This window comes from Methylophaga sp. SB9B (genome assembly GCF_004832235.1).
GTDB lineage: Bacteria > Pseudomonadota > Gammaproteobacteria > Nitrosococcales > Methylophagaceae > Methylophaga > Methylophaga muralis.
Genome location: NZ_SSXS01000014.1, coordinates 3,384 through 23,846, shown reverse-complemented (window position 1 = coordinate 23,846; position 20,463 = coordinate 3,384). Strand labels below are relative to the sequence as shown.

Below are 20,463 nucleotides of genomic sequence, written 5' to 3'. Positions count from 1 at the left end.
GTGTGGATCCGGTAATAAATTAAAGCGACATTCTAGCAGAAGGCGTGCAGCTGATTTCAAGTGCAGTTAAGAATCATTAGCAAGCTTTAATGCGTGTTAATCGCTTTGTCATAAAAGCTTGCTAGGCTGGGCGGTGAAATAAAAGAGGTAGGTTATGGAAACGTTCAGAATCATGTTTTTATGTACGGGAAATTCGTGTCGATCGCAAATGGCAGAAGGCTGGGCTAGATTTTTAACTGGCGATGATATTGAGATACGTTCTGCCGGTATTGAAGCTCATGGTCAGAACGCTCAGGCCATCAAGGTGATGGCGGAGGTCGGTATTGATATTTCGCAACAGGAATCTATTCGGGTCAATGGCGAAATGTTGGAGTGGGCAGATCTATTGGTCATCCTCTGTGAAAATGCCGATGAACAATGTCCTATCGTCAGTCCGCATACGTTGCGTTTACATTTGCCACTGACTGATCCAGCGAAATATCGTGGAACGGAAGAGGAAATCCTGGCTGAATTTCGACTTACCCGTGAAAAAATCAAACAACGCGTCAATTATGTGTTGCAGCAATTAAACAAATCTGTGGTGAATGGCCGATAAATCAGCTCACCTGAGCGAGTGGCTGACAATCTGACAGTTTGAGTTGATACAAACTGTTGCCGGAAATCTTCTTCGCCTTGGACTTCGCTTTGGTGGCATGTTCCGCCAAGTCTGTCTCATCTCTTAGATAATCAAAATCACTGATGGTTACTGCACCGATTGATAAGCTCAACAGCGGGTAGAACAACTGATGTCCATGCCGATCTTGAGCATGAATACCGCCTTGTTGCAGATGTTCTGCGGTATAAAGTTCAACATATAGTGATTCAAATGCACTCAGCATTTTCTTGCAACGGCTCCGCCAATCCTGACTGTCAAAAATTACAATAAAATCATCACCGCCTACGTGACCCAGAAAATCTATTTCTTGATCAATATGTTGGCTCAATATTTTGGCCGTTTTATTAATGACTTTATCGCCTTTGTTATAGCCATAGGTGTCGTTATAGGGTTTGAAATTATCCAAGTCAAAATAACATACCGTGGAATGACGTTTCTGTTGTATGGCTTGTTGTATATGTTCATTGAGTGGCACGTTACCTGGCAATCCACTGAGAGGATTGGCATGACGGGCAATGGTTAGTTGCAAGTCGGTAATTTGTCGCAGCAAATCCATCAAACTACCAACACCTCGATAATATCCTTGCTCACAAATGATAAAGACACTGTGCTGCTGTGAAGAATCCTGACTGGTGATTTGCTGACTTAGGTTTTTTAACGGCATCGAGGTTTCGGCGATGATCGGTTTTCTGTCCATAAACAAATGAATGGGTTTTCGACCATGCAGATCCCGACCATAACGGCTGGCATATAGCGTCATAAATTCATCCCGCCACACCATGCCGGCAATGCTGTCGTTATCGTTTAATACCGGTAAAGACGCTAATTTCACCGCATTCTGAAAACGTTCACCGACATGATTTACATCATGATAAGTTCGAACCGGAGTGAGTTGGGTCAAAAGACTACCCACTAATGAATCTGAGCGCGGTACGCCAGATGGAATGTTTTCTCGGGTTTGCCGTTTCGCAAATAACGCTGGTGGCAGTTCTCGTTTAGGTGTGGTCGTTGGCCTGGCAAAGTAATAGCCTTGGGCAAAATGCATTTCCATCGATTGCGCCACCAGATATTCTTCACGCACTTCAACGCCTTCGCCTATTACCCGGCAATTACTGCTGAGGGCAATATCAATCATTGATTGCACAAATTGTTTTTTCTGCTGATCTTCATGGATATTCTGCATGAAGTGCCGATCCAACTTAACGTAATCGGGCTTTAATTCTGACCAGGTCCGTAGCCCGGAATAACCTGCGCCTAAATCATCAATCGCGATAGAAAATCCCATATCACGATAGTGTGCGGTGGCTTCACGCATCAGATCGTAATCATCAATCGGATATTGTTCAGTTAATTCTATAACCACTTGTTCAGCAGGAATTCGGGCTTTTTTCAGAAATTTTGCCGTCAATCCATGCGGGTAATCTGGTTGTAACAACGCTGCCGGAATCGTGTTAATAAATAATTTGGCGTTTAGGTTTAACTCACCAAAGCGGGAAATGGCGACTTCTCTACACAGCAGATCCAGTTCGGCCAGACGCCCATGACGACTAGCTGCATCGAAAAGGTTTATCGGTGAATGTAAAACACTGTCAGATGGACCGCGGATCAGAGCCTCATAGCCATATATTTGATGGCTCTTTAATGAAACAATCGGTTGGAAAATAGGTGTGAGTGCCACCGTGGCGAGAATGTCTTCCAATGACTTAAATTGTAATAGTTCTTCTTGAGTCATATTGAATCCGGAAAATATTTTGCCAAGGACTCATCAATTAATGAGATCTTTAAAAGGGGATAACAAAGAAAAATGACGGCGTAACAGAATCCTGATATTTGCTGGGAGTCAGCGTTACGCCATCATCAGTCTAAAAATTAGTTCAAGCTGTTTTGATAAGCATTCATCGCTTGTTTCAAGACATCCATTGCTTCCTGGTGATCAGCAAAACCTTGTGCTTCCATGCCGCCATTTGGGCCTTTATAGTTTTCAAACCAGAGACGAACGATTTCTGAAACTGCCGGAAATTCTTCATCCAGTTGTTTCATTGATTCGATGTTAGCGAAAGGGCTATCCTCTGTGATAACAGCAATCAGTTTGTCATCCTGTTCACCACCATCCAACATTTTTAATACACCAATCAGACGCACTGACAAGACTTCGCCACGCGGGATGGACTGACCCAGTACCAAAACATCTAATGGGTCGCCGTCACCACCCAATTCTTTAGGCATCGCTGTACCGGGGATGGTGCCGTAATTACCTGGATAACCCAAGTAATTCACAATACGTGGTTTGTCATTTTTTAATTCCCAGATAACTTCCTGAGTATTATCTTTATTCATTTCCCATTTGGCTGAAGTTCCTGTTGGAATTTCAATCAGAGCATTCACTTCACCCTCGACATTAATGGCGGGAACCGCCATTAAGTCTTGAGTTGAAGATAAGGTGAACGAATCAGTAAGTTGCATGATATGGCTGTAATTAACTGCTTTATCAAAACTCAGACCAGCACCAGTCATTTGTTTTTTATAGCGCAGCATATAATCCACTTTCTTATTCGCACGGAACAGTTTTTCAAATTCCTTTTTATCAAAACCTTCGTACTGACCCATGTGGCTAGGCGATTTTGCCAGACCACCTACACTATTACCTTTCACTGCCAGAATGGCTTCGGCAACATCTTTAACGGCCTTTTTATAGCCTTTCATCGAGTTCAGATCATATTGGCTTAAATCAACCTTTGAATAGATCTCTTTACCCCAATAAAACTCCACAAAGTTGATGGCTGGCTTAGGTTTATCCCAGGCAATTTCACGGGCAAAGTAAACCAGTGAGCGATAAAGATTGTTGTGAAAGTTCTCCAAACCCAGACTTTCTGGGAGGGCGCTGTGCTCCATTGCTTCAAACTTATCGTCATACAACCATAAGTTGTTTTCCGCTTGCATCTTGCTCCAGAAATCATCCATCGACGCTAAATCACGATAATCGTCAGCGACTACTACGTGGACTTCAAAGTTAGCCCCACCATCCGGCATATGCCAGAACACATTGAACGTATGATGACCATCGGTCAGATACAAACCGTTATCTGGTCCAATCACCACGGTTTTCATATCTTTAGTGGCTGTACCAACTGGATCAGTACATTCGAATGAGCCTGCGACAGCTACATTAGATTTTGCTGAAAATTCTTTAATGGCTTTCTGGCCATTGGCTTCACAAATTTCATCAAATTTCTTTTCGGTATCGCCTTCATAACGGCCCAGTTTGTAAAAAACCTGGTCATAACCGACAGACGCTTGCGTCGGTTTAAGTTGATGTAATTGAACTGGAATAACATCACCTTTTTTGACTTGAGCGAGATGATCGTCAGCAAACACCAAGCTGCTGAATAAACTCAGGCCGGTTATCGATAACATCACTAAACGTGACATAGCATTCATAAAACACTCCGCTTAAAAGAGTAGTTGAACAAGTTGATTTTAAAAAAAAGCCCCACCTTAAAAATCCAAGGTGAGGCTTTTTCTCAGGAGATATCTTGCTTCAAATTAGAACGCAACCTGACCGCGTAACATAAAGGCTTTAACATCACCTTCGATGTCACTAGCTGCATCAGATTTGATATCAGCATCGACATAGTTCGCCATAAAGCGAATGTTGTCATTGACGTACCAGTTGACACCCAGCGTCCAGATATTACTTTCTGTTCCACGGATACCACTGACACCCTCTGAGGCGGCGCTGCTATCCCAAAGATCCAGAACGTCGTAACGGGCTACCAATTCCCATGCACCGAAGCCACCTTTACCTACAGGGTTTTTCGGTGAAATCGTGCGCATAACACCATCGCGGTAACCACGCGTTTCACCGGTCAGAGTGAAGGTACTCAGAACATACCAGCCGTCAACATCTGCGTCTTTAAAATCTTTACGGTTTAGCGTGCGTTGGAAATATTCACCTTGCAAAGAGAATGGACCTTGAATTGTTGCTGCTTCTAATCCATAAGTATCAGCATCTTCCGTGCCAGCATAAGTTACTTGAACAGGGCGATCATCAACAAATCTATTACCGGCACGTTGTCTTAAACGACCGTTGTTAGTAGTGATAGAGGTACCTGTGAAGTTGTTTTCGTATTCAATCTTGCTGTAACTTAGACCTAAGTGAACAATAGAGTCCTTTTCTTGAATTGGTGCAAAAGTGGCACGACCCGCATAACCCCAGTCACTGTCTTGATTGTTGTTATCTCTGTCACCATCACCTTCACCCATCCACATACCACCAGTGGCTGTCCAATTTGTGCCTTTTGTTGCAACAGTCAAACCATTAAAACGACTCAAAGCAAATGTGTTGGTTGGGCCAGAACGTTCCATCGTTGAAATGCGATTTGAACTGGTCAATTCTTCCAGACCAGCAGGCATTTTGTGACGGCCTAATTTAATCGTGGTGTTTTCAAAGCCTTTGTAGCCGATAATGGCATCGGTAAAACCAGCGTTGCTGGATGCAGCGCCGCCGTTATAGTTGATTTCCAGACCATAAATCCAGTCAGTAAACATGGTGCCTTCCATACCGAGACGGGCACGACGGAAAAAAGCGCCATCACCAGACTCATTAACTCCTAGACCGGGATTTGCTGAGCCAAAAAAATCATCATTTACAAAACCATAGTCAGCATGAATACGACCACCAATATTGGCTGTAAATGCGCCATCAGAAGATTTAAAGTTCAGACCTTTGCTGTCCAGAGTAACCAAAGAAGATTTTTTCTCGGTTTCTTTCACGATGCTGACGATTTCTTCTTTTTCAGCAGTTGCTTTTTCTTCTTTCGCTTTAGCGGCATTAGCCAGCAAGCTGTAATCTTCAGCGCTAATAGTGCCCTTGTCACGCAACACTTTCAGCAGGTCGACCATTGGGTCTGCTTGAACAGGTAAAACAGCGGCACCCATCAGTGCACCAGCGATTAATAGGGATGTAGGTTTCAGTTTCAAGGGACTATCCTCATAGTTAGTAAATCGAATCGGTCTTAAGTCCGAAGACCCGCACACCATAAGGCTGGAATATTTCAGGGTGATGATGTTTCCATGACAGTTGTGTTACAAAGCAACAAAAGTGATTTTTTGTTGTTAATTAGCTACAGAGCTCGTCTGGCAAGAAAGCTTGAAAAATCAAGATACGCCCCAACCTAAATAAACATTGATGTCCGTTAAGGAAAGAACATGTTCAAGTGGCTATTTTTATTATTTCTACTGGTCCCTATCGCTGAAATTTACGTTTTAATTGAAGTTGGCGAAGTCATTGGCGCGGGTTGGACCATTTTGTTTGTAATTGCCACTGCCGTATTAGGCGCATGGTTAGTGAAATTGCAGGGGCTTGTGACCATGCAGCGTGCTCAGGAATCCATTCGTCGAGGTGAAACGCCTGCTTTGGAAATGCTGGAAGGCATGACGCTATTTATAAGTGGTTTTCTGTTACTGATACCGGGGTTTGTAACCGATGCCGTGGGCTTCTTGCTACTTGTTCCAACGTTACGCCGTAATTTGCTGCTGAAATTAATCCGTAATAGCAATGTGATATTCCGTCAGCAATGGTCAACACGTAGTCGTTATTCACAAAGTGACGACATCATTGAAGGCGAAGTCATCAAGGATGACGATCAGCGCCATATTCGTTAATGCTGCTGAAGCAAGCCTTTAATCTATCGAGCTGACTTTTTTTCAGAAATTTTTAACTCAGGCACTTGAAGTTTGTTCAGGCAGCCCCATTAAAGGGGTTCCTGGAATTTTCTTGGTCATTTTTTGTTACTTTTGGAGGATAAAACTAATGAACCTTCGTCCCCTTCATGATCGTGTGATTGTACGTCGCATGGAAGAAGAAACTACCTCTGCTGGCGGAATTGTCATTCCTGACAATGCAGCAGAAAAACCATCTCGTGGCGAAATTCTCGCAGCGGGTAACGGCAAAATTACCGATTCTGGTGAAGTTCGTCCTCTGGCTGTTAAAGTCGGTGACAAAGTGCTGTTTGGCAAATATGCCGGCACCGAAGTCAAAGTGGAAGGCGAAGAACTGCTGGTCATGCGTGAAGACGATATCGTTGCTGTGATCGAAGCGTAAGCTTCCCGACGATTTCACATCTGGTTACGTTAAACATAGCTATAAAGAGGAATTAAAATGGCTGCTAAAGAAGTCAAATTTGGCGCTGATGCGCGCCAGCTGATGGTCAAAGGCGTTAACACGCTGGCCAACGCGGTAAAAGTAACATTAGGACCTAAGGGTCGTAATGTTATTTTGGATAAAAGCTACGGCGCACCAACTATTACTAAAGATGGTGTTTCAGTTGCGAAAGAAATCGAATTAGAAAACAAATTTGAAAACATGGGCGCACAAATGGTGAAAGAAGTTGCTTCGCAAACTTCTGACGCTGCTGGTGACGGCACCACCACTGCAACCGTGCTTGCTCAAGCTATCTTACGCGAAGGCATGAAATCAGTAACTGCGGGCATGAACCCAATGGATCTGAAACGCGGTATCGACAAAGCAGTCACTGCTGCGGTTGAAGAGCTGAAAAGAATGTCTTCACCTTGTGACGATGATAAAGCTATCGCCCAAGTAGGTACTATTTCTGCCAACTCTGACAAATCAGTCGGTGACATCATCGCTGAAGCGATGAAAAAAGTTGGTAAAGAAGGTGTTATCACTGTTGAAGACGGTCGCGGTTTTGAAAATGAACTCGACGTTGTTGAAGGTATGCAGTTTGACCGTGGTTACCTGTCTCCATACTTCGTGAATGAACAGCAAACTATGTCAGCCAATCTGGATGACCCATACGTTCTGTTGTACGACAAAAAAATCTCTAACATCCGTGAACTGCTGCCAACACTGGAAGCGGTTGCTAAATCTAGCCGTCCATTGCTGATCGTTTCAGAAGATGTTGAAGGCGAAGCATTGGCGACTTTGGTTGTCAACAACATGCGCGGTATCGTTAAAGTTTGTGCAGTTAAAGCGCCTGGCTTTGGTGATCGTCGTAAAGCCATGTTGGAAGATATCGCTGTGTTAACTGGTGGTACCGTGATTTCTGAAGAAGTTGGTTTGAACCTGGAAAAAGTCACTCTTGATGACTTAGGTCAAGCGAAGAAAATCTCCGTCAGCAAAGAAAACACCACTATTATTGATGGTGCGGGTCGTGCCGATGAAATCACCGCGCGTGTTGAACAGATTCGTGCACAAATCGCTGATTCATCTTCAGACTACGACAAAGAAAAACTGCAAGAACGCGTGGCTAAATTAGCCGGTGGTGTTGCGGTAATTCGTGTTGGTGCTGGCTCTGAAATTGAAATGAAAGAGAAAAAAGCCCGTGTTGAAGACGCATTACATGCGACTCGCGCTGCCGTTGAAGAAGGCGTGGTTGCTGGTGGTGGTGTGGCTCTGGTTCGTGCAGAAGTCAGCTTGGGTGACCTGAAAGGTGACAATTTAGACCAAGACGCTGGTATTGCTATCGCTCGTCGTGCAATGCAAGAGCCTTTACGTCAAATCGTTACTAACTCTGGCGATGAAGCATCTGTTGTCTTAAATGAAGTGGTTGGTGGTAAAGGTAACTACGGTTACAACGCAGCAACTGGTGAATATGGCGACATGATTGAAATGGGTATTCTGGATCCAACTAAAGTCACGCGTACTGCATTGCAAAATGCAGGTTCAGTTGCGGGTCTGATGTTGACTACAGAAGCTATGATTGCTGAATTGCCTAAAGATGATGCTCCTGCAATGCCTGATATGGGCGGTATGGGCGGCATGATGTAATTCGTTACATCTAGCACCTATAAAATAGCCCCGTCTTGCAAAAGGCGGGGCTTTTTTTTATTCATGTATTTAATGAAGAGAGCTTAGGGATGTAATGTTTTCCAGAAAGGGATGAGCATCAAACTTAATACAAAGGCGATTAAAAATAAAACGCCGATAAAGCGTACAGGATGTTGCCAAATCGATTGTAAAAAGCCGGGAATCTCGCCGCTGGCTCGCAGAGTTTCATACTGCTGTCGTTGATCAATAGCGCGTTTGGCTTGATATTCATCAACAATAGCTTTGGCCAGAGGTAACTGTTGATCATTAACCAACCAGATTGCAGCTACGCCCAGGCCAAAAAATCCGGCCTGAGTTTCATAAAAGGCCAAGCCTTTGTCATCCAGCAATTGACGAATATCTTCCGCTTCGTCTTCGGGCACATTATTAAGTCTATAAAGTAGAGTCGCCATAGTCGTCCTTGTCTGTCATCGCGGCCTGGGGTTAGCTAATTTTGAGTAATTCAGGCTGCAGCAGGTTATGCATTTTGCAATTGATTGGCAAAATCATGATTCACATCCCGATGTTTTGCCTCATCGTCTCTCACTACCAATACGACGTCACGCAACCTGGCATCAGCCGGGAGTTTCCAATATTCAATGGCTATTTGTGGGGCTGCAACGTTCTCATAAGTACCTGCATCAATTCCAGCCAAATATTCTGTGTAGCTATATACCGCTTCTTCTTCGAGATAGCCGACAATGCGATGGGCAATGCGTGAAGAGAACAGATACAAAATAAAAAACAGATTATAAAACACACCTTGGGCGATGATGATCAACACACGCTCGAACCAGCTGGGTTGGGCAATATGCACAAAGGTCAAAAGGTGCATACGCTCGTTATCAGCCTCTTCGAGCAGAGTGCTGATCCAGCCATCATCATCCTGCATACGACGTAATGAACGAAGATGTTGCAATGCGCCGCCTACCATGCCGGGAACTGCGGCGACCGTCTCCAGGACGACAGCACGATGTCCGTAGCGACCAGAGAAAAAGACATCGGCAAAAAAACGCATAAATTTAACGATGGCCAGAGCCACTCGATCTGAAACGCATTTGGGTTTGTGATGTGGTGCGTTGTTTTTTGTGCTGTCCATCATTGTCTCCTTTGACGAGACGGAAGTTTATCTGGTTAAGACAATACATCAGCCAATGTGAAAATTTCGTGGTTGATTCATCGCGATAAGCTATATGTTCTGTTAGTTTAGACACATTTTCAATGACTGTGCATTTTGAATAGAGTTAATGAGGCAAGCATGATACCGACACCACTAAGTGAACACTGGCAATTGATTTTGCAGCATAAGCAAAATCTACTTGATTCTGCTATGACAGTATTAACTGCTAGCGAATATGTGTTCAATCAGGGGGAACGCCAACCACAACGAATGACGGAGCTGATTGAAAGTGGCGATTTAGAGAAAGCATACAGTCAAAATGATTATCAGCAACGGTTGCAACAACGACTTGTCAACGTTGAAGATGAAGCCACCCTGCATCAGCAACTACGTTTTTTTCGTCAACGAGAAATGGTACGAATTATCTGGCGAGATTTAGCCGGCTGGGCGGAATTGGCTGAAACGATTCGTGAGTTGACAGCCTTGGCCGACTGCTGCGTTGAACAGGCATTAGATAAGCTTTATCAGTGGCAAACAGAATTTTTGGGTACACCCACAAATAAGCTTGGCGAACCTCAGCAGTTGATTGTATTGGGAATGGGCAAAATGGGCGCTGGGGAGCTCAACCTGTCTTCCGATATTGATTTGATTTTCACTTATCCTGACGAAGGTGAAACCCAAGGTGCTAGAAAAAGCCTGACTAACGAGGAATTTTTTACCCGATTAGGACGCAAGCTGATACAGGCGTTGGATAGCGTCACCGTCGATGGTTTTGTGTTTCGTGTCGATATGCGTTTACGTCCATTTGGTGACAGTGGCGCATTAGTGGCCAGTTTCGATGCAATAGAGGATTACTACCAGACACAAGGACGGGAATGGGAGCGCTACGCGATGATCAAGGCAAGACCTGTTACCGGTAGCGAACAGGATAAAAAAGCCATTAGCGAGCTGCTACGTCCTTTTATATATAGACGCTATCTTGATTACGGTATGTTTGATTCATTGCGCGAAATGAAATCAATGATTGCCGGTCAACTGCATCTCAAAGGCATGGAAGACAATATCAAATTGGGAGCTGGAGGCATTCGCGAGATAGAGTTTATCGGCCAGGTATTTCAGTTGATTTATGGCGGACGGGATCTCTCGTTACAGCAACGACCCATTCTGACGATTCTGCATGTGTTGGCCGAACGGAAATTATTGTCAGGTTATGCGGTAACCGCATTAAAAAATGCCTATGAATTTTTACGTCGCACTGAGCATCGAATTCAAGCTTGGGCAGATCAACAAACTCATGTTCTGCCAAAAGATGAGGCTGCACAGACTCGATTGGCAAATAGTATGGGGTTTGAAAACTGGCAAGATTTTGTCAAAAAACTTAATGAACATCGGCAACAAGTGCATGAGCATTTTGAGCAAATACTCACTGCCCCACAGGCAGGTGATGAAACAACAGACACCGTAGCTTTGCTCACTGCCAGTGAAGCGGAAATTGTGGAATATCTTGAAAAGTGGGGCTATCACGATCCGCAACTGTCACAACAAACCATTGAAAAATTACTAGACCAAAGCCCGGTAAAAAATCTCAGTCAAACTGGGCGGGATCGATTAAAAAAACTGCTGCCTTTGTTGGTGCAGGCGGCAGCGGGAACGGAGCAACCGGATAACTGTTTGCAGCGGATGATGCCACTGCTTGAATCCATCATGCGGCGATCAGCCTATATGTCACTACTGGTTGAAAATACGCTGGCATTATCTCAGTTGGTGAAGCTATGTGCGGCAAGTCCGCTGATTAGTCATCAGTTAGCCCGATATCCGGTGTTGTTGGATGAATTACTTGATCCTCGTTCGCTTTATGAAGTGCCCGGCCGTGAACAGCAAAAAGCACTATTGCATCAATTCTTATCTGTTGCCGATGATACTGATCTCGAACAACAAATGAACTTAATGCGAGAATTTCGGCAGATTGCCACCCTGCATGTTGCAGCGGCGGATGTGACGGAAGTGCTGCCCTTAATGCGCGTTGGTGATCAGTTAAGCGAATTAGCAGAGATTCAGCTAGAGCGAGCATTACAGCTTGCATGGTTATATTTAAGTAGTCGTCATGGTTTACCTCCGGCAGCCGACGCAACTGATATGACGCAATGTGGTTTTAGCGTGATTGCTTATGGCAAATTAGGTGGACTGGAGTTGGGCTATGGCTCCGATTTGGATCTGGTCTTTGTGTTTGATGATACGCGTGAGGGCATGACCGATGGTGAGAAGCCGGTTGATGTCATGGTGTTTTACACACGATTGGCTCAGCGGATGATTCATATTTTAAATACTGTGACTTCGGGTGGCGTTTTATATGAAGTCGATATGCGTCTGCGACCCATGGGAAATTCAGGTTTGTTAGTCAGTCCGATATCAGGTTTTGCGGATTATCAGCATCAGGAAGCCTGGACTTGGGAACACCAAGCCTTAGTTCGAGCGCGTTGCGTTGCTGGTGATCAAAAATTGGCTGAACAGTTCAGTAATATTCGCCAACAAGTTTTGTCCAAAGCACGGACCGCAGACGAGCTGGCGAGAGAAGTCAGCGAAATGCGGCAGAAAATGCGACAGCAACTGGATAAGTCTGTTGATGATTTGTTTGACCTTAAGCAGGGCATTGGTGGTATCACTGATATTGAATTTATGGTGCAATACGCAGTGCTAGCTTGGTCATCAAGCTTGCCTGATTTGATGGTTTACACCGATAATATCCGCATTTTGGATGCACTGGTTGCGACTGGTAAGCTCACCCAGCAGCAAGGAACTATGCTGGCGGATGCTTATCGTTATTATCGTAGCGAGGCAAATCATTGTGTTCTGCAGGAACAACCGGCAGTGGTGCCGGTGGCCAAAGTGGCCGATTTTCAGCAACAAGTAAACGCAATTTGGCAACACTGGTTATGCGAACAACCAGTTTGAAATCAATTTTAAGTATCTTAAAGTAGGTAATTATGGCAGCAGTAACAATGGCAGATCGTGATGGCGTTATCTGGTTGGATGGCGAATTTGTGCCTTGGCGCGAAGCTAAAGTCCATGTGCTGACGCATACTTTGCACTATGGAATGGGGGTTTTTGAAGGCGTCCGCGCCTATAAAACAGATGCTGGAACCGCTATTTTCCGTATGCAAGAGCATACTGACCGCTTATTCCGTAGCGCCAAGATTCTTGGTATGAAAATGCCTTTTGACAAAGCGACTTTAAACGAAGCTCAGCGCTCAGTAGTTCGTGAAAATAAACTGGATTCAGCCTACATTCGTCCGATGTGCTTTTATGGTTCTGAAGGCATGGGTATTCGTGCAGACAATCTGAAAACTCACGTTATGGTTGCAGCCTGGAGTTGGGGCTCCTACTTAGGTGAAGAAAACATGACCCGCGGCATTCGCATCAAAACCTCTTCATTTACGCGTCACCATGTCAATATCACCATGTGTAAAGCCAAGGCCAACGGCAATTACATGAATTCAATGATGGCTTTGCAAGAAGCAGTAAATGATGGATATGACGAAGCGTTATTATTAGATGCCAATGGCTTTGTTACCGAAGGCAGTGGTGAGAACTTCTTCATGGTTCGTGATGGGGTGCTTTACACGCCTGAACTGACCTCAGCACTTGAAGGCATTACTCGTGACACAGTTATGCGCTTGGCTAACGATATCGGCCTGAAAGTAGTTGAAAAACGTATTACCCGTGATGAGGTGTATATTTGTGATGAAGCATTCTTCACTGGAACTGCAGCTGAAGTTACACCGATTCGCGAATTGGATAATCGCCCAATTGGTGAAGGAAAACGTGGCCCGATAACTGAACAGTTACAAAGCATGTATTTCGATCAGGTGTATGGTCGTAGCGAATATTACCGCGACTGGAATACTTTGGTTTAATTGCATAAAACTCGTATAGACGTAATAACAAAGAGGTTAGTACTAAATGGCAGGTCATAGTAAATGGGCGAATATTCAGCATAGGAAAGGTGCACAAGATGCCAAACGCGGCAAACTGTTCACCCGGTTGATTCGTGAAATTACTGTTGCTGCCAGAATGGGCGGCAGTGACCCTGCCACTAACCCGCGGTTACGCGCTGCTATCGATAAAGCTTTGGGTAGTAATATGACCAAAGATGTTATTGAGCGCGCTTCAAAACGTGGTGCTGGTGAACTGGAAGGTGCCGCTTATGAAGAAATCCGTTATGAAGGTTATGGCCCTAATGGTATCGCCATTATGGTTGACTGCATGACAGATAATCGTAACCGAACTGTTGCCGAAGTACGTCATGTTTTCAGTAAGCGCGGCGGCAATATGGGTACTGATGGTTCAGTTGCCTACCTGTTTAATCAGAAAGGTATTATCAGTTTCGGCAATGACATTTCTGAAGATGATGTCATGGAAGTCGCGCTAGAAGCGGGTGCGGAAGATATTGTGACAAATGCCGATGGTTCAGTTGATGTGTTCACTTCGCCGGAAGACTATTCAGCAGTCAAAGACGCTTTGGACGCTGCGGGATTAGAATCACAATCTGCTGAAGTTACCATGCACCCGGATACCACTGTCAGTCTCGAGTTGGACGATGCACAAAAAGCCATCGCGATGATTGAGGCTTTTGAAGAGCTGGATGATGTGCAACAGGTTTACAGTAACGCAGACTTCTCTGATGAGGTGATGGCGCAGCTGGAGAGCTAGCGGCCAACCCTTATGGCGCGCATTCTTGGTGTGGATCCTGGTTCTCGTAAAACCGGCTTTGGCATCATTGAGCTAGATGGTAAGCAAATCAAACATGTTATTAGTGGCAGACTGCTGGTGGGTGATGGCGATTTCGCCAATCGTTTAAAGCAGATATTTGAAGGGCTGACCGATATTATTCAGCGTTATCAGCCCGATATTATGGCTATCGAACAAGTATTCCTGCATAAAAATGCCGATTCGGCTTTAAAACTTGGCCAGGCAGGTGGTGCCGCCATCTGTGCCGCTGTCAGCCAGCAGCTACTGGTCCATGAATATTCTGCAACCCAAATAAAAAAAGCTGTAGTTGGCAATGGACATGCCAAAAAAGAGCAAGTCCAGTATATGATGACGGTCATGTTGCAGCTTAAAGAAGCGCCACTGGAAGATGCCGCAGATGCTTTGGCCTGTGCGGTAACCCATGCCAATCATGCCGCACTGGATAGTCTCACCAATAAACTTCCCGCAGGAATGCGGCTCAGTCGCCGTCGAGGAGGACGCTATAGCCGATGATAGGTCGACTTACTGGAATAATTATTGAAAAACAGCCGCCAGAAATGGTGTTAGATGTGCACGGTGTGGGTTATGAAGTCTCTGCACCCATGTCGACTTTTGTGAATTTGCCGCCACTTAATGAAAAAGTGAGTCTTTATACGCATCTGGTTGTGCGGGAAGATGCTCAATTATTGTATGGTTTTGCCACTCAACGAGAACGATTATTATTTCGCAGTTTACTTAAGGTAAATGGGGTTGGAGCAAAACTGGCACTGACGATTTTATCGGGTAGTGATGTCGATAGTTTTGCGCGAAGTGTACTGGAAGGTGACGCCGCAAGTTTGACTCGACTGCCAGGTGTCGGTAAAAAGACAGCTGATCGCCTTATTATTGAAATGCGCGATAGACTCAAAGAAGTAGGCTCAGCGATGGGGCTTGATGATCAAATTACCACGAATATGCCGAGCAGCAGCGGTGCGCGAAAAGAAGCACTGGAAGCTTTGATTGCTTTAGGGTATAAAGCCGCCGAAGCAGACAGAATGATCCGTAGTTTTGATGCACAGGATATGACAACCGAGCAAATCATCAGACAGGCATTGCAGCGAAATTAACCATGGATGAACGTTTCATTTCACCGCAAACTGTAAATGATGATGAACGGGTGGATCGTGCTATCAGACCGCTCAGTTTGCAGGATTATATTGGCCAGCCAGTAGTGCGTGAACAGATGGAATTGTTTGTGTCGGCTGCCCGGAAACGTAAAGAGGCCTTAGATCACACACTTATTTTTGGCCCTCCCGGTCTTGGGAAAACCACATTGGCACATATTATCGCCAATGAAATGGGAGTGAATTTAAGGCAAACATCAGGACCGGTGTTAGAACGTCCAGGCGATTTAGCTGCATTACTGACGAATCTTGAACCCAATGATGTATTGTTTGTTGATGAAATTCATCGACTGAGTCCGGTGGTTGAAGAAGTGTTGTACCCGGCAATGGAAGATTACCAAATCGATATCATGATTGGTGAAGGTCCGGCAGCACGTTCAATCAAGTTGGATCTCGAGCCTTTCACCTTGGTCGGAGCGACAACACGGGCGGGATCATTGACCTCGCCATTGCGGGATCGCTTTGGCATTGTGCAGCGATTAGAGTTTTACAATGTTGCTGATTTAAGTACGATTGTGCAGCGAAGCGCACGTATATTAGGTGTGACATTGGACATAAGCGGAGCAGGTGAAATTGCGCATCGTTCACGGGGTACCCCGAGGATTGCCAATCGGTTACTGCGCCGAGTTAGAGATTATGCAGAAGTCCGTTTTGATGGTGTTGTTACAGCAGAAATTGCTCGACAGGCACTGGATTTACTGGATGTTGATAAGTTCGGTTTTGATATGTTGGACCGTAAACTGTTGCTGGCAATAATTGAAAAGTTCTCCGGCGGACCGGTGGGCTTGGACAATCTGGCTGCAGCTATCGGTGAAGAACGTGGCACGATTGAAGATGTAATAGAGCCTTTCCTGATACAGGAGGGTTTTATTATGCGAACGCCACGTGGACGGATTGCTACCAAAAGAGCATTTCTGCATTTGGGGCTGACACCAGATCTCGATCTTACAGGTGATTAATGCAGTCTTTTGATTGGCCGGTAAGAGTGTATTACGAAGATACAGATAGTGGTGGCGTGGTCTATCACGCAAATTATCTGAAGTTTATGGAGCGGGCGCGAACTGAATGGTTACGCCAGCTTGGCTTTGAACAAAATGTTTTAAAAGACGAATACAATTGCCTGTTTGCAGTCCATTCGATGCAAATCAATTTTCGTCGCCCGGCACGATTTAATGATGCCTTATTGATTCGATCTGAAATGACACAAACGAGCGGTGCAAGCATGCAGTTTGAACAATCAGTGCTGCGTGATGACGAACTGTTGTGCAGTGCGTCTGTCAGAGTGGCTTGTTTGGATGCAAAGCGATTTAAACCGTGCCCGATACCTTTTTTTATTTTGACGGAGATGCAATGTGAATGCTGATCTATCCTTGATGGCCCTGATATCTGAAGCCAGTTTGCTAGTACAACTAGTAATGCTGATTTTGCTGCTGATATCAGTGTATTCCTGGACCATTATTTTCAAAAAACGCACTGAGCTGGTAGCAGCAAAACGTGATGCGGATTTATTTGAAGATAAGTTCTGGTCTGGCAATGAATTGAACCGACTCTACGAGGATATTACCTCCAGACCGCACTCCGGGCGTGGCATGGAAGGCATTTTCGAAGCTGGATTCAAAGAATTTGTTCGGCTTAAAAAGACTTCTACCGATTCGGCCTACATTCTTGAAGGCACTCAACGGGTAATGCGTATCTCTTTATCCAGAGAGATGGATGAATTAGAGCTCTCCTTGCCGTTTCTAGCCACCGCAGGATCAACCAGTCCATACATTGGTCTGTTTGGAACAGTCTGGGGTATCATGAATTCATTTCGGGCATTGGGTGAAGTGCAGCAAGCGACTCTTGCGATGGTGGCGCCAGGTATTGCGGAAGCCTTGATAGCCACAGCAATGGGCTTATTTGCAGCTATCCCGGCGGTTGTTGCCTATAACCGCTACTCAAATGAAGTTGAAAGACTGATTAGTCGCTATGACAATTTCGTTGAAGAGTTCTCTTCAATTTTGCAACGGCAACAAGGTTAATAACGGAGCCTAACTATGGCGCTTTATAAACAACAACGCCAACGTCGCAAGCCTATGGCAGAAATTAACGTCGTCCCTTATATCGACGTTATGTTGGTGTTGTTAATCATATTCATGATTACAGCACCAATGTTGACTCAAGGGGTGCAAGTAGATTTGCCGCAAGCTGATGCTAACCCTGTTGATGCCCCTGAAAATCTTGATCCATTGGTGATTTCTGTTGATGCTGAAGGTTATTACTATGCGTCTGTTGGAGACAATCAGGATCAAAGTATCGGTGCTCAGGAATTAATCGCTCGGGTATCAGCAGTATTACGGCGCAACCCTCAAACACCGGTTATGGTCAAAGGAGACAGTTCAGCTAGTTATGGACAAGTGGTAGGTGCTATGGCCTTGTTACAAAAAGCTGGTGTGCCTAATGTTGGTTTGATTACACAGCGTCCGGAAACGGCAACACAGTAATTACGATGAAGCAATCTATTTTGCAAAATTTACTTGCCGGGGGTGCGTCAACAGTACTGCATCTATTTCTGATCATATTGCTACTATTCAGTTTTGATATGCCAACGGAAATTCGCCAGTTTGGCCAGCCGGAAGTGGAAATTGTTCAAGCGACTGTAATCGATGAGGATTTAGTGCTGGAAGAGATGGCACGTTTACAAGAAGCCGAAGATAGTAAACGAGTGGCTGAGGAAGAACGTCAGCAAAAGCTTGATGAGCAACTTGAAAAATCGCAGCAAGAATTGGCACGCCAAGAACAAGAGCTGCTGGATATGCAGGAGCGTGCAAAACTTGACGCTGAAAAACGCAAACAGGAAGCAGAGCTTGAACAGCAACGTCTGAAAGAATTAGAACAGCAACGCATTGAACAGGAAGAAGCACGTAAACAAGCTGAACTTGAACGACAGAAAGCGGAAGAAGCTAAATTAAAAGCCGAAGCAGAACGCAAAACGGCTGAAGAAGCTAAACAAAAAGCTGAAGCAGAACGGGTTGCAGCTGAAAAAGCTAGAGAAGAGGCTGAAATCAAACGTAAAGCCGAAGAAGAAGCCAAACGCAAAGCTGAAGAAGAGGCTAAGCGCAAAGCTGAAGAAGAGGCTAAGCGCAAAGCTGAGGAAGAAGCTAAACGTAAGGCAGAGGAAGAAGCAAAACGTAAAGCAGAAGAGGAAGCTAAGCGTAAAGCCGAGGAAGAAGCTAAACGCAAAGCTGAAGAAGAAGCCAAGCGTAAAGCCGCTGAAGATGCCAAACGTAAAGCAGAAGAAGATGCGCGACGTCAGGCTGAGTCTGACTTACAACGTCAATTGGAAGCAGAACAATCTGAACGTGAGGGCCGCCGTGTAAGAGGTGTGGTTGACGAATATTCACAGATCATTCAACAACGGGTAAAACGCTTTTGGATTAAACCGCCTAATGCTGACCGAGGTTTGGAAGTCACCTTACGAATTAGAACATTACCTGGTGGTGATGTTGGTGAAGTAACTATTGTTAGAAGTAGTGGTAACGCGATTTTTGATCGATCAGCAGAAAGTGCTGTGTATAAATCCTCTCCCTTGCCACTACCAAGTGATGCGAAAGCAGCAGCGGAATTTAGAAGTTTTAATTTTGTATTCAGACCAGAATAAGAGGCGAACGTGATGATCAAGAAATGGTTGTTAAAGCTAGGCATTTTGCTTGCTTTGTTACCCTTGCAAGCACAAGCCTTACTCACGATCGAGATAACGGGTGGGTCGGATGGAGCGTTACCGATTGCAATCGTCCCGTTTGGAAGTGAAGGACTCAGACCACCAGAAGACATTACAAAAATTATTCGTAATGATTTAGAGAGCAGCGGCCGCTTTGCTCCGCTTGAAGATCAGGATTTGGTCTCTCGTCCAACTGAACAGTCACAAGTTAACTTCGCCGACTGGCGTTTATTGAGATCGGAAGGCCTTGTAATCGGTAAAATCAGCAGCCAGGATGGTGAAAACTACCAAGTGCAGTTTCAGTTATTTGATGTATATCGAGGTCAACAACTAGCTGGTAAACGTTATCAAGTACCTGCATCAGGCTTACGAGGTCTTGGACATCAGATAGCCGATGTGATTTATGAAACACTTACTGGTGAGAAAGGAATCTTTTCAACGAGATTGGCCTTTGTTACACAAGTTACAGCAGGCGATGGAAAAAAACGCTATGCATTACAAATATCGGATGCTGATGGAGCAAACCCACGCACTATATTACAATCAACACAACCCATTATGTCGCCTGCTTGGGCACCTGATGGTGATCAGCTTGCCTATGTGTCTTTTGAAAATGGTAAAAGTGAAGTTTTCGTTCAACAGCTGCAAAGTGGTCAACGTAAATCGGTCGCGGCATTCGAAGGCATAAACAGTGCCCCATCGTGGTCACCTGATGGAAGAAAACTGGCATTAACCCTGTCAAGAAATGGCAACCCAGAAATATATGTGCTTGAGCTGGCGAGTGGTGATTTGATAAGGGTGACAAATAACGCTCAGGCCATTGATACTGAAGCCGTCTGGTCGCGAATGGAAACGAAATTTATTTCACATCGGATCGTGGTGGTCGACCACAAATCTATAGAGTTTCTGCTAATGGTGGTCGAGCTGAACGGGTGAGTTTCGAGGGTAATTACAATGCGTCTCCTGATATCTCACCAGATGGACGTAAATTAGCCATGGTGCATGGCGCCAATGGTAATTTCTATATTGCAGTACAAGATCTTAAAACTGGAGCGATGCAAATACTGACGGATTCGAGAAGAGCCGAATCACCGAGTTTTGCGCCGAATGGCCAAATGATCCTGTATGCTACTGAGCAAAAAGGTAGCGGTGTATTAGCTGCTGTCTCTGTTGATGGCCGGATCCATCAACGTTTGAGCGAATCCGGAATTGTCGTGCGTGAACCAGCATGGTCTCCGCTGAAAAAAT

20 protein-coding genes and 1 pseudogene are annotated in these 20,463 nt (G+C 44.9%); 16 read left to right on the top strand and 5 right to left on the bottom strand.

Annotation, left to right across the window (positions count from 1 at the left end):
• Window positions 1–172: 172 nt before the first annotated feature.
• Window positions 173–595 (top strand): arsenate reductase ArsC, encoded by a 423-nt coding sequence (locus E8Q33_RS13505; RefSeq protein WP_069294923.1) that lies wholly within the window; start codon window positions 173–175, stop codon window positions 593–595.
• A gap of 1 nt (window position 596) precedes the next feature.
• Here E8Q33_RS13505 and E8Q33_RS13500 read toward each other — a convergent pair whose 3' ends face one another.
• From E8Q33_RS13500 to E8Q33_RS13490, 3 genes are all read right to left on the bottom strand, one after another.
• Window positions 597–2,387 carry a bifunctional diguanylate cyclase/phosphodiesterase gene (locus E8Q33_RS13500; protein ID WP_136555374.1) on the bottom strand — a complete coding sequence of 597 codons (1,791 nt, stop codon included), beginning with the start codon at window positions 2,385–2,387 and terminating at the stop codon, window positions 597–599.
• 137 nt (window positions 2,388–2,524) lie between these two features.
• Window positions 2,525–4,093, bottom strand: coding sequence for a ParB-like protein (locus E8Q33_RS15755; protein ID WP_211116184.1), 1,569 nt, complete (start codon window positions 4,091–4,093; stop codon window positions 2,525–2,527).
• A gap of 105 nt (window positions 4,094–4,198) precedes the next feature.
• Window positions 4,199–5,635 (bottom strand): OprO/OprP family phosphate-selective porin, encoded by a 1,437-nt coding sequence (locus E8Q33_RS13490; RefSeq protein WP_168800215.1) that lies wholly within the window; start codon window positions 5,633–5,635, stop codon window positions 4,199–4,201.
• Window positions 5,636–5,863: 228 nt separating this feature from the next.
• Between E8Q33_RS13490 and E8Q33_RS13485 the strand changes: the two genes are divergently transcribed.
• The 3 genes from E8Q33_RS13485 to groL all read left to right on the top strand — a co-directional run bounded on the left by E8Q33_RS13485 (window position 5,864) and on the right by groL (window position 8,444).
• Complete coding sequence (locus tag E8Q33_RS13485; RefSeq protein ID WP_136555370.1) at window positions 5,864–6,319, top strand: FxsA family protein; 456 nt, start codon at window positions 5,864–5,866, stop codon at window positions 6,317–6,319.
• 148 nt (window positions 6,320–6,467) lie between these two features.
• Complete coding sequence (gene groES, locus E8Q33_RS13480) at window positions 6,468–6,758, top strand: co-chaperone GroES (RefSeq protein ID WP_069294646.1); 291 nt, start codon at window positions 6,468–6,470, stop codon at window positions 6,756–6,758.
• A 57-nt stretch (window positions 6,759–6,815) separates the two neighbouring features.
• Complete coding sequence (gene groL / locus E8Q33_RS13475) at window positions 6,816–8,444, top strand: chaperonin GroEL (protein ID WP_136555368.1); 1,629 nt, start codon at window positions 6,816–6,818, stop codon at window positions 8,442–8,444.
• Between the two features lie 83 nt (window positions 8,445–8,527).
• Here the strand turns inward: groL and E8Q33_RS13470 are convergent, their stop codons facing one another.
• Together E8Q33_RS13470 and E8Q33_RS13465 are read right to left on the bottom strand one after the other, a co-directional pair.
• The gene (locus E8Q33_RS13470) at window positions 8,528–8,896 is read right to left on the bottom strand and encodes a DUF6164 family protein (protein WP_069294644.1); all 369 of its coding nucleotides are present in this window, start codon (window positions 8,894–8,896) and stop codon (window positions 8,528–8,530) included.
• A gap of 65 nt (window positions 8,897–8,961) precedes the next feature.
• A complete protein-coding gene (locus tag E8Q33_RS13465) occupies window positions 8,962–9,585 on the bottom strand; it encodes an alternative oxidase (protein ID WP_069294643.1) in 624 nt (207 codons plus the stop codon).
• A 156-nt stretch (window positions 9,586–9,741) separates the two neighbouring features.
• Here E8Q33_RS13465 and glnE point away from each other — a divergent pair, with 156 nt between their 5' ends.
• The 12 genes and pseudogenes from glnE to E8Q33_RS16265 form a co-directional block, all read left to right on the top strand.
• Window positions 9,742–12,555, top strand: a complete 2,814-nt coding sequence (glnE, locus tag E8Q33_RS13460) for a bifunctional [glutamate--ammonia ligase]-adenylyl-L-tyrosine phosphorylase/[glutamate--ammonia-ligase] adenylyltransferase (protein WP_136555366.1) — start codon at window positions 9,742–9,744, stop codon at window positions 12,553–12,555.
• Between the two features lie 32 nt (window positions 12,556–12,587).
• Window positions 12,588–13,517 carry a branched-chain amino acid transaminase gene (locus E8Q33_RS13455; protein ID WP_136555365.1) on the top strand — a complete coding sequence of 310 codons (930 nt, stop codon included), beginning with the start codon at window positions 12,588–12,590 and terminating at the stop codon, window positions 13,515–13,517.
• A 46-nt stretch (window positions 13,518–13,563) separates the two neighbouring features.
• A complete protein-coding gene (locus tag E8Q33_RS13450; RefSeq protein WP_069294640.1) occupies window positions 13,564–14,313 on the top strand; it encodes a YebC/PmpR family DNA-binding transcriptional regulator in 750 nt (249 codons plus the stop codon).
• A gap of 12 nt (window positions 14,314–14,325) precedes the next feature.
• Window positions 14,326–14,865 (top strand): crossover junction endodeoxyribonuclease RuvC, encoded by a 540-nt coding sequence (gene ruvC, locus E8Q33_RS13445; RefSeq protein WP_136555363.1) that lies wholly within the window; start codon window positions 14,326–14,328, stop codon window positions 14,863–14,865.
• Complete coding sequence (gene ruvA, locus E8Q33_RS13440; protein ID WP_069294638.1) at window positions 14,862–15,458, top strand: Holliday junction branch migration protein RuvA; 597 nt, start codon at window positions 14,862–14,864, stop codon at window positions 15,456–15,458. The genes ruvC and ruvA overlap by 4 nt, the downstream gene beginning before the upstream one ends.
• A 2-nt stretch (window positions 15,459–15,460) precedes the next feature.
• A complete protein-coding gene (gene ruvB / locus E8Q33_RS13435) occupies window positions 15,461–16,474 on the top strand; it encodes a Holliday junction branch migration DNA helicase RuvB (protein ID WP_069294637.1) in 1,014 nt (337 codons plus the stop codon).
• Window positions 16,474–16,878, top strand: coding sequence for a tol-pal system-associated acyl-CoA thioesterase (ybgC, locus tag E8Q33_RS13430; protein ID WP_069294636.1), 405 nt, complete (start codon window positions 16,474–16,476; stop codon window positions 16,876–16,878). Before ruvB ends, ybgC begins: the two co-directional genes overlap by 1 nt.
• Window positions 16,879–16,888: 10 nt before the next feature.
• Window positions 16,889–17,536 carry a protein TolQ gene (tolQ, locus tag E8Q33_RS13425; RefSeq protein ID WP_084002804.1) on the top strand — a complete coding sequence of 216 codons (648 nt, stop codon included), beginning with the start codon at window positions 16,889–16,891 and terminating at the stop codon, window positions 17,534–17,536.
• Between the two features lie 15 nt (window positions 17,537–17,551).
• The gene (gene tolR, locus E8Q33_RS13420) at window positions 17,552–17,998 is read left to right on the top strand and encodes a protein TolR (RefSeq protein ID WP_069294634.1); all 447 of its coding nucleotides are present in this window, start codon (window positions 17,552–17,554) and stop codon (window positions 17,996–17,998) included.
• Window positions 17,999–18,003: 5 nt separating this feature from the next.
• Complete coding sequence (tolA, locus tag E8Q33_RS13415; RefSeq protein ID WP_136555361.1) at window positions 18,004–19,155, top strand: cell envelope integrity protein TolA; 1,152 nt, start codon at window positions 18,004–18,006, stop codon at window positions 19,153–19,155.
• Window positions 19,156–19,167: 12 nt separating this feature from the next.
• Window positions 19,168–20,151 carry a Tol-Pal system protein TolB gene (locus E8Q33_RS13410; RefSeq protein ID WP_247870113.1) on the top strand — a complete coding sequence of 328 codons (984 nt, stop codon included), beginning with the start codon at window positions 19,168–19,170 and terminating at the stop codon, window positions 20,149–20,151.
• Window positions 20,148–20,463, top strand: a pseudogene (locus E8Q33_RS16265) (Tol-Pal system protein TolB); the annotation flags it as partial. The gene E8Q33_RS13410 and the pseudogene E8Q33_RS16265, both read left to right, overlap by 4 nt.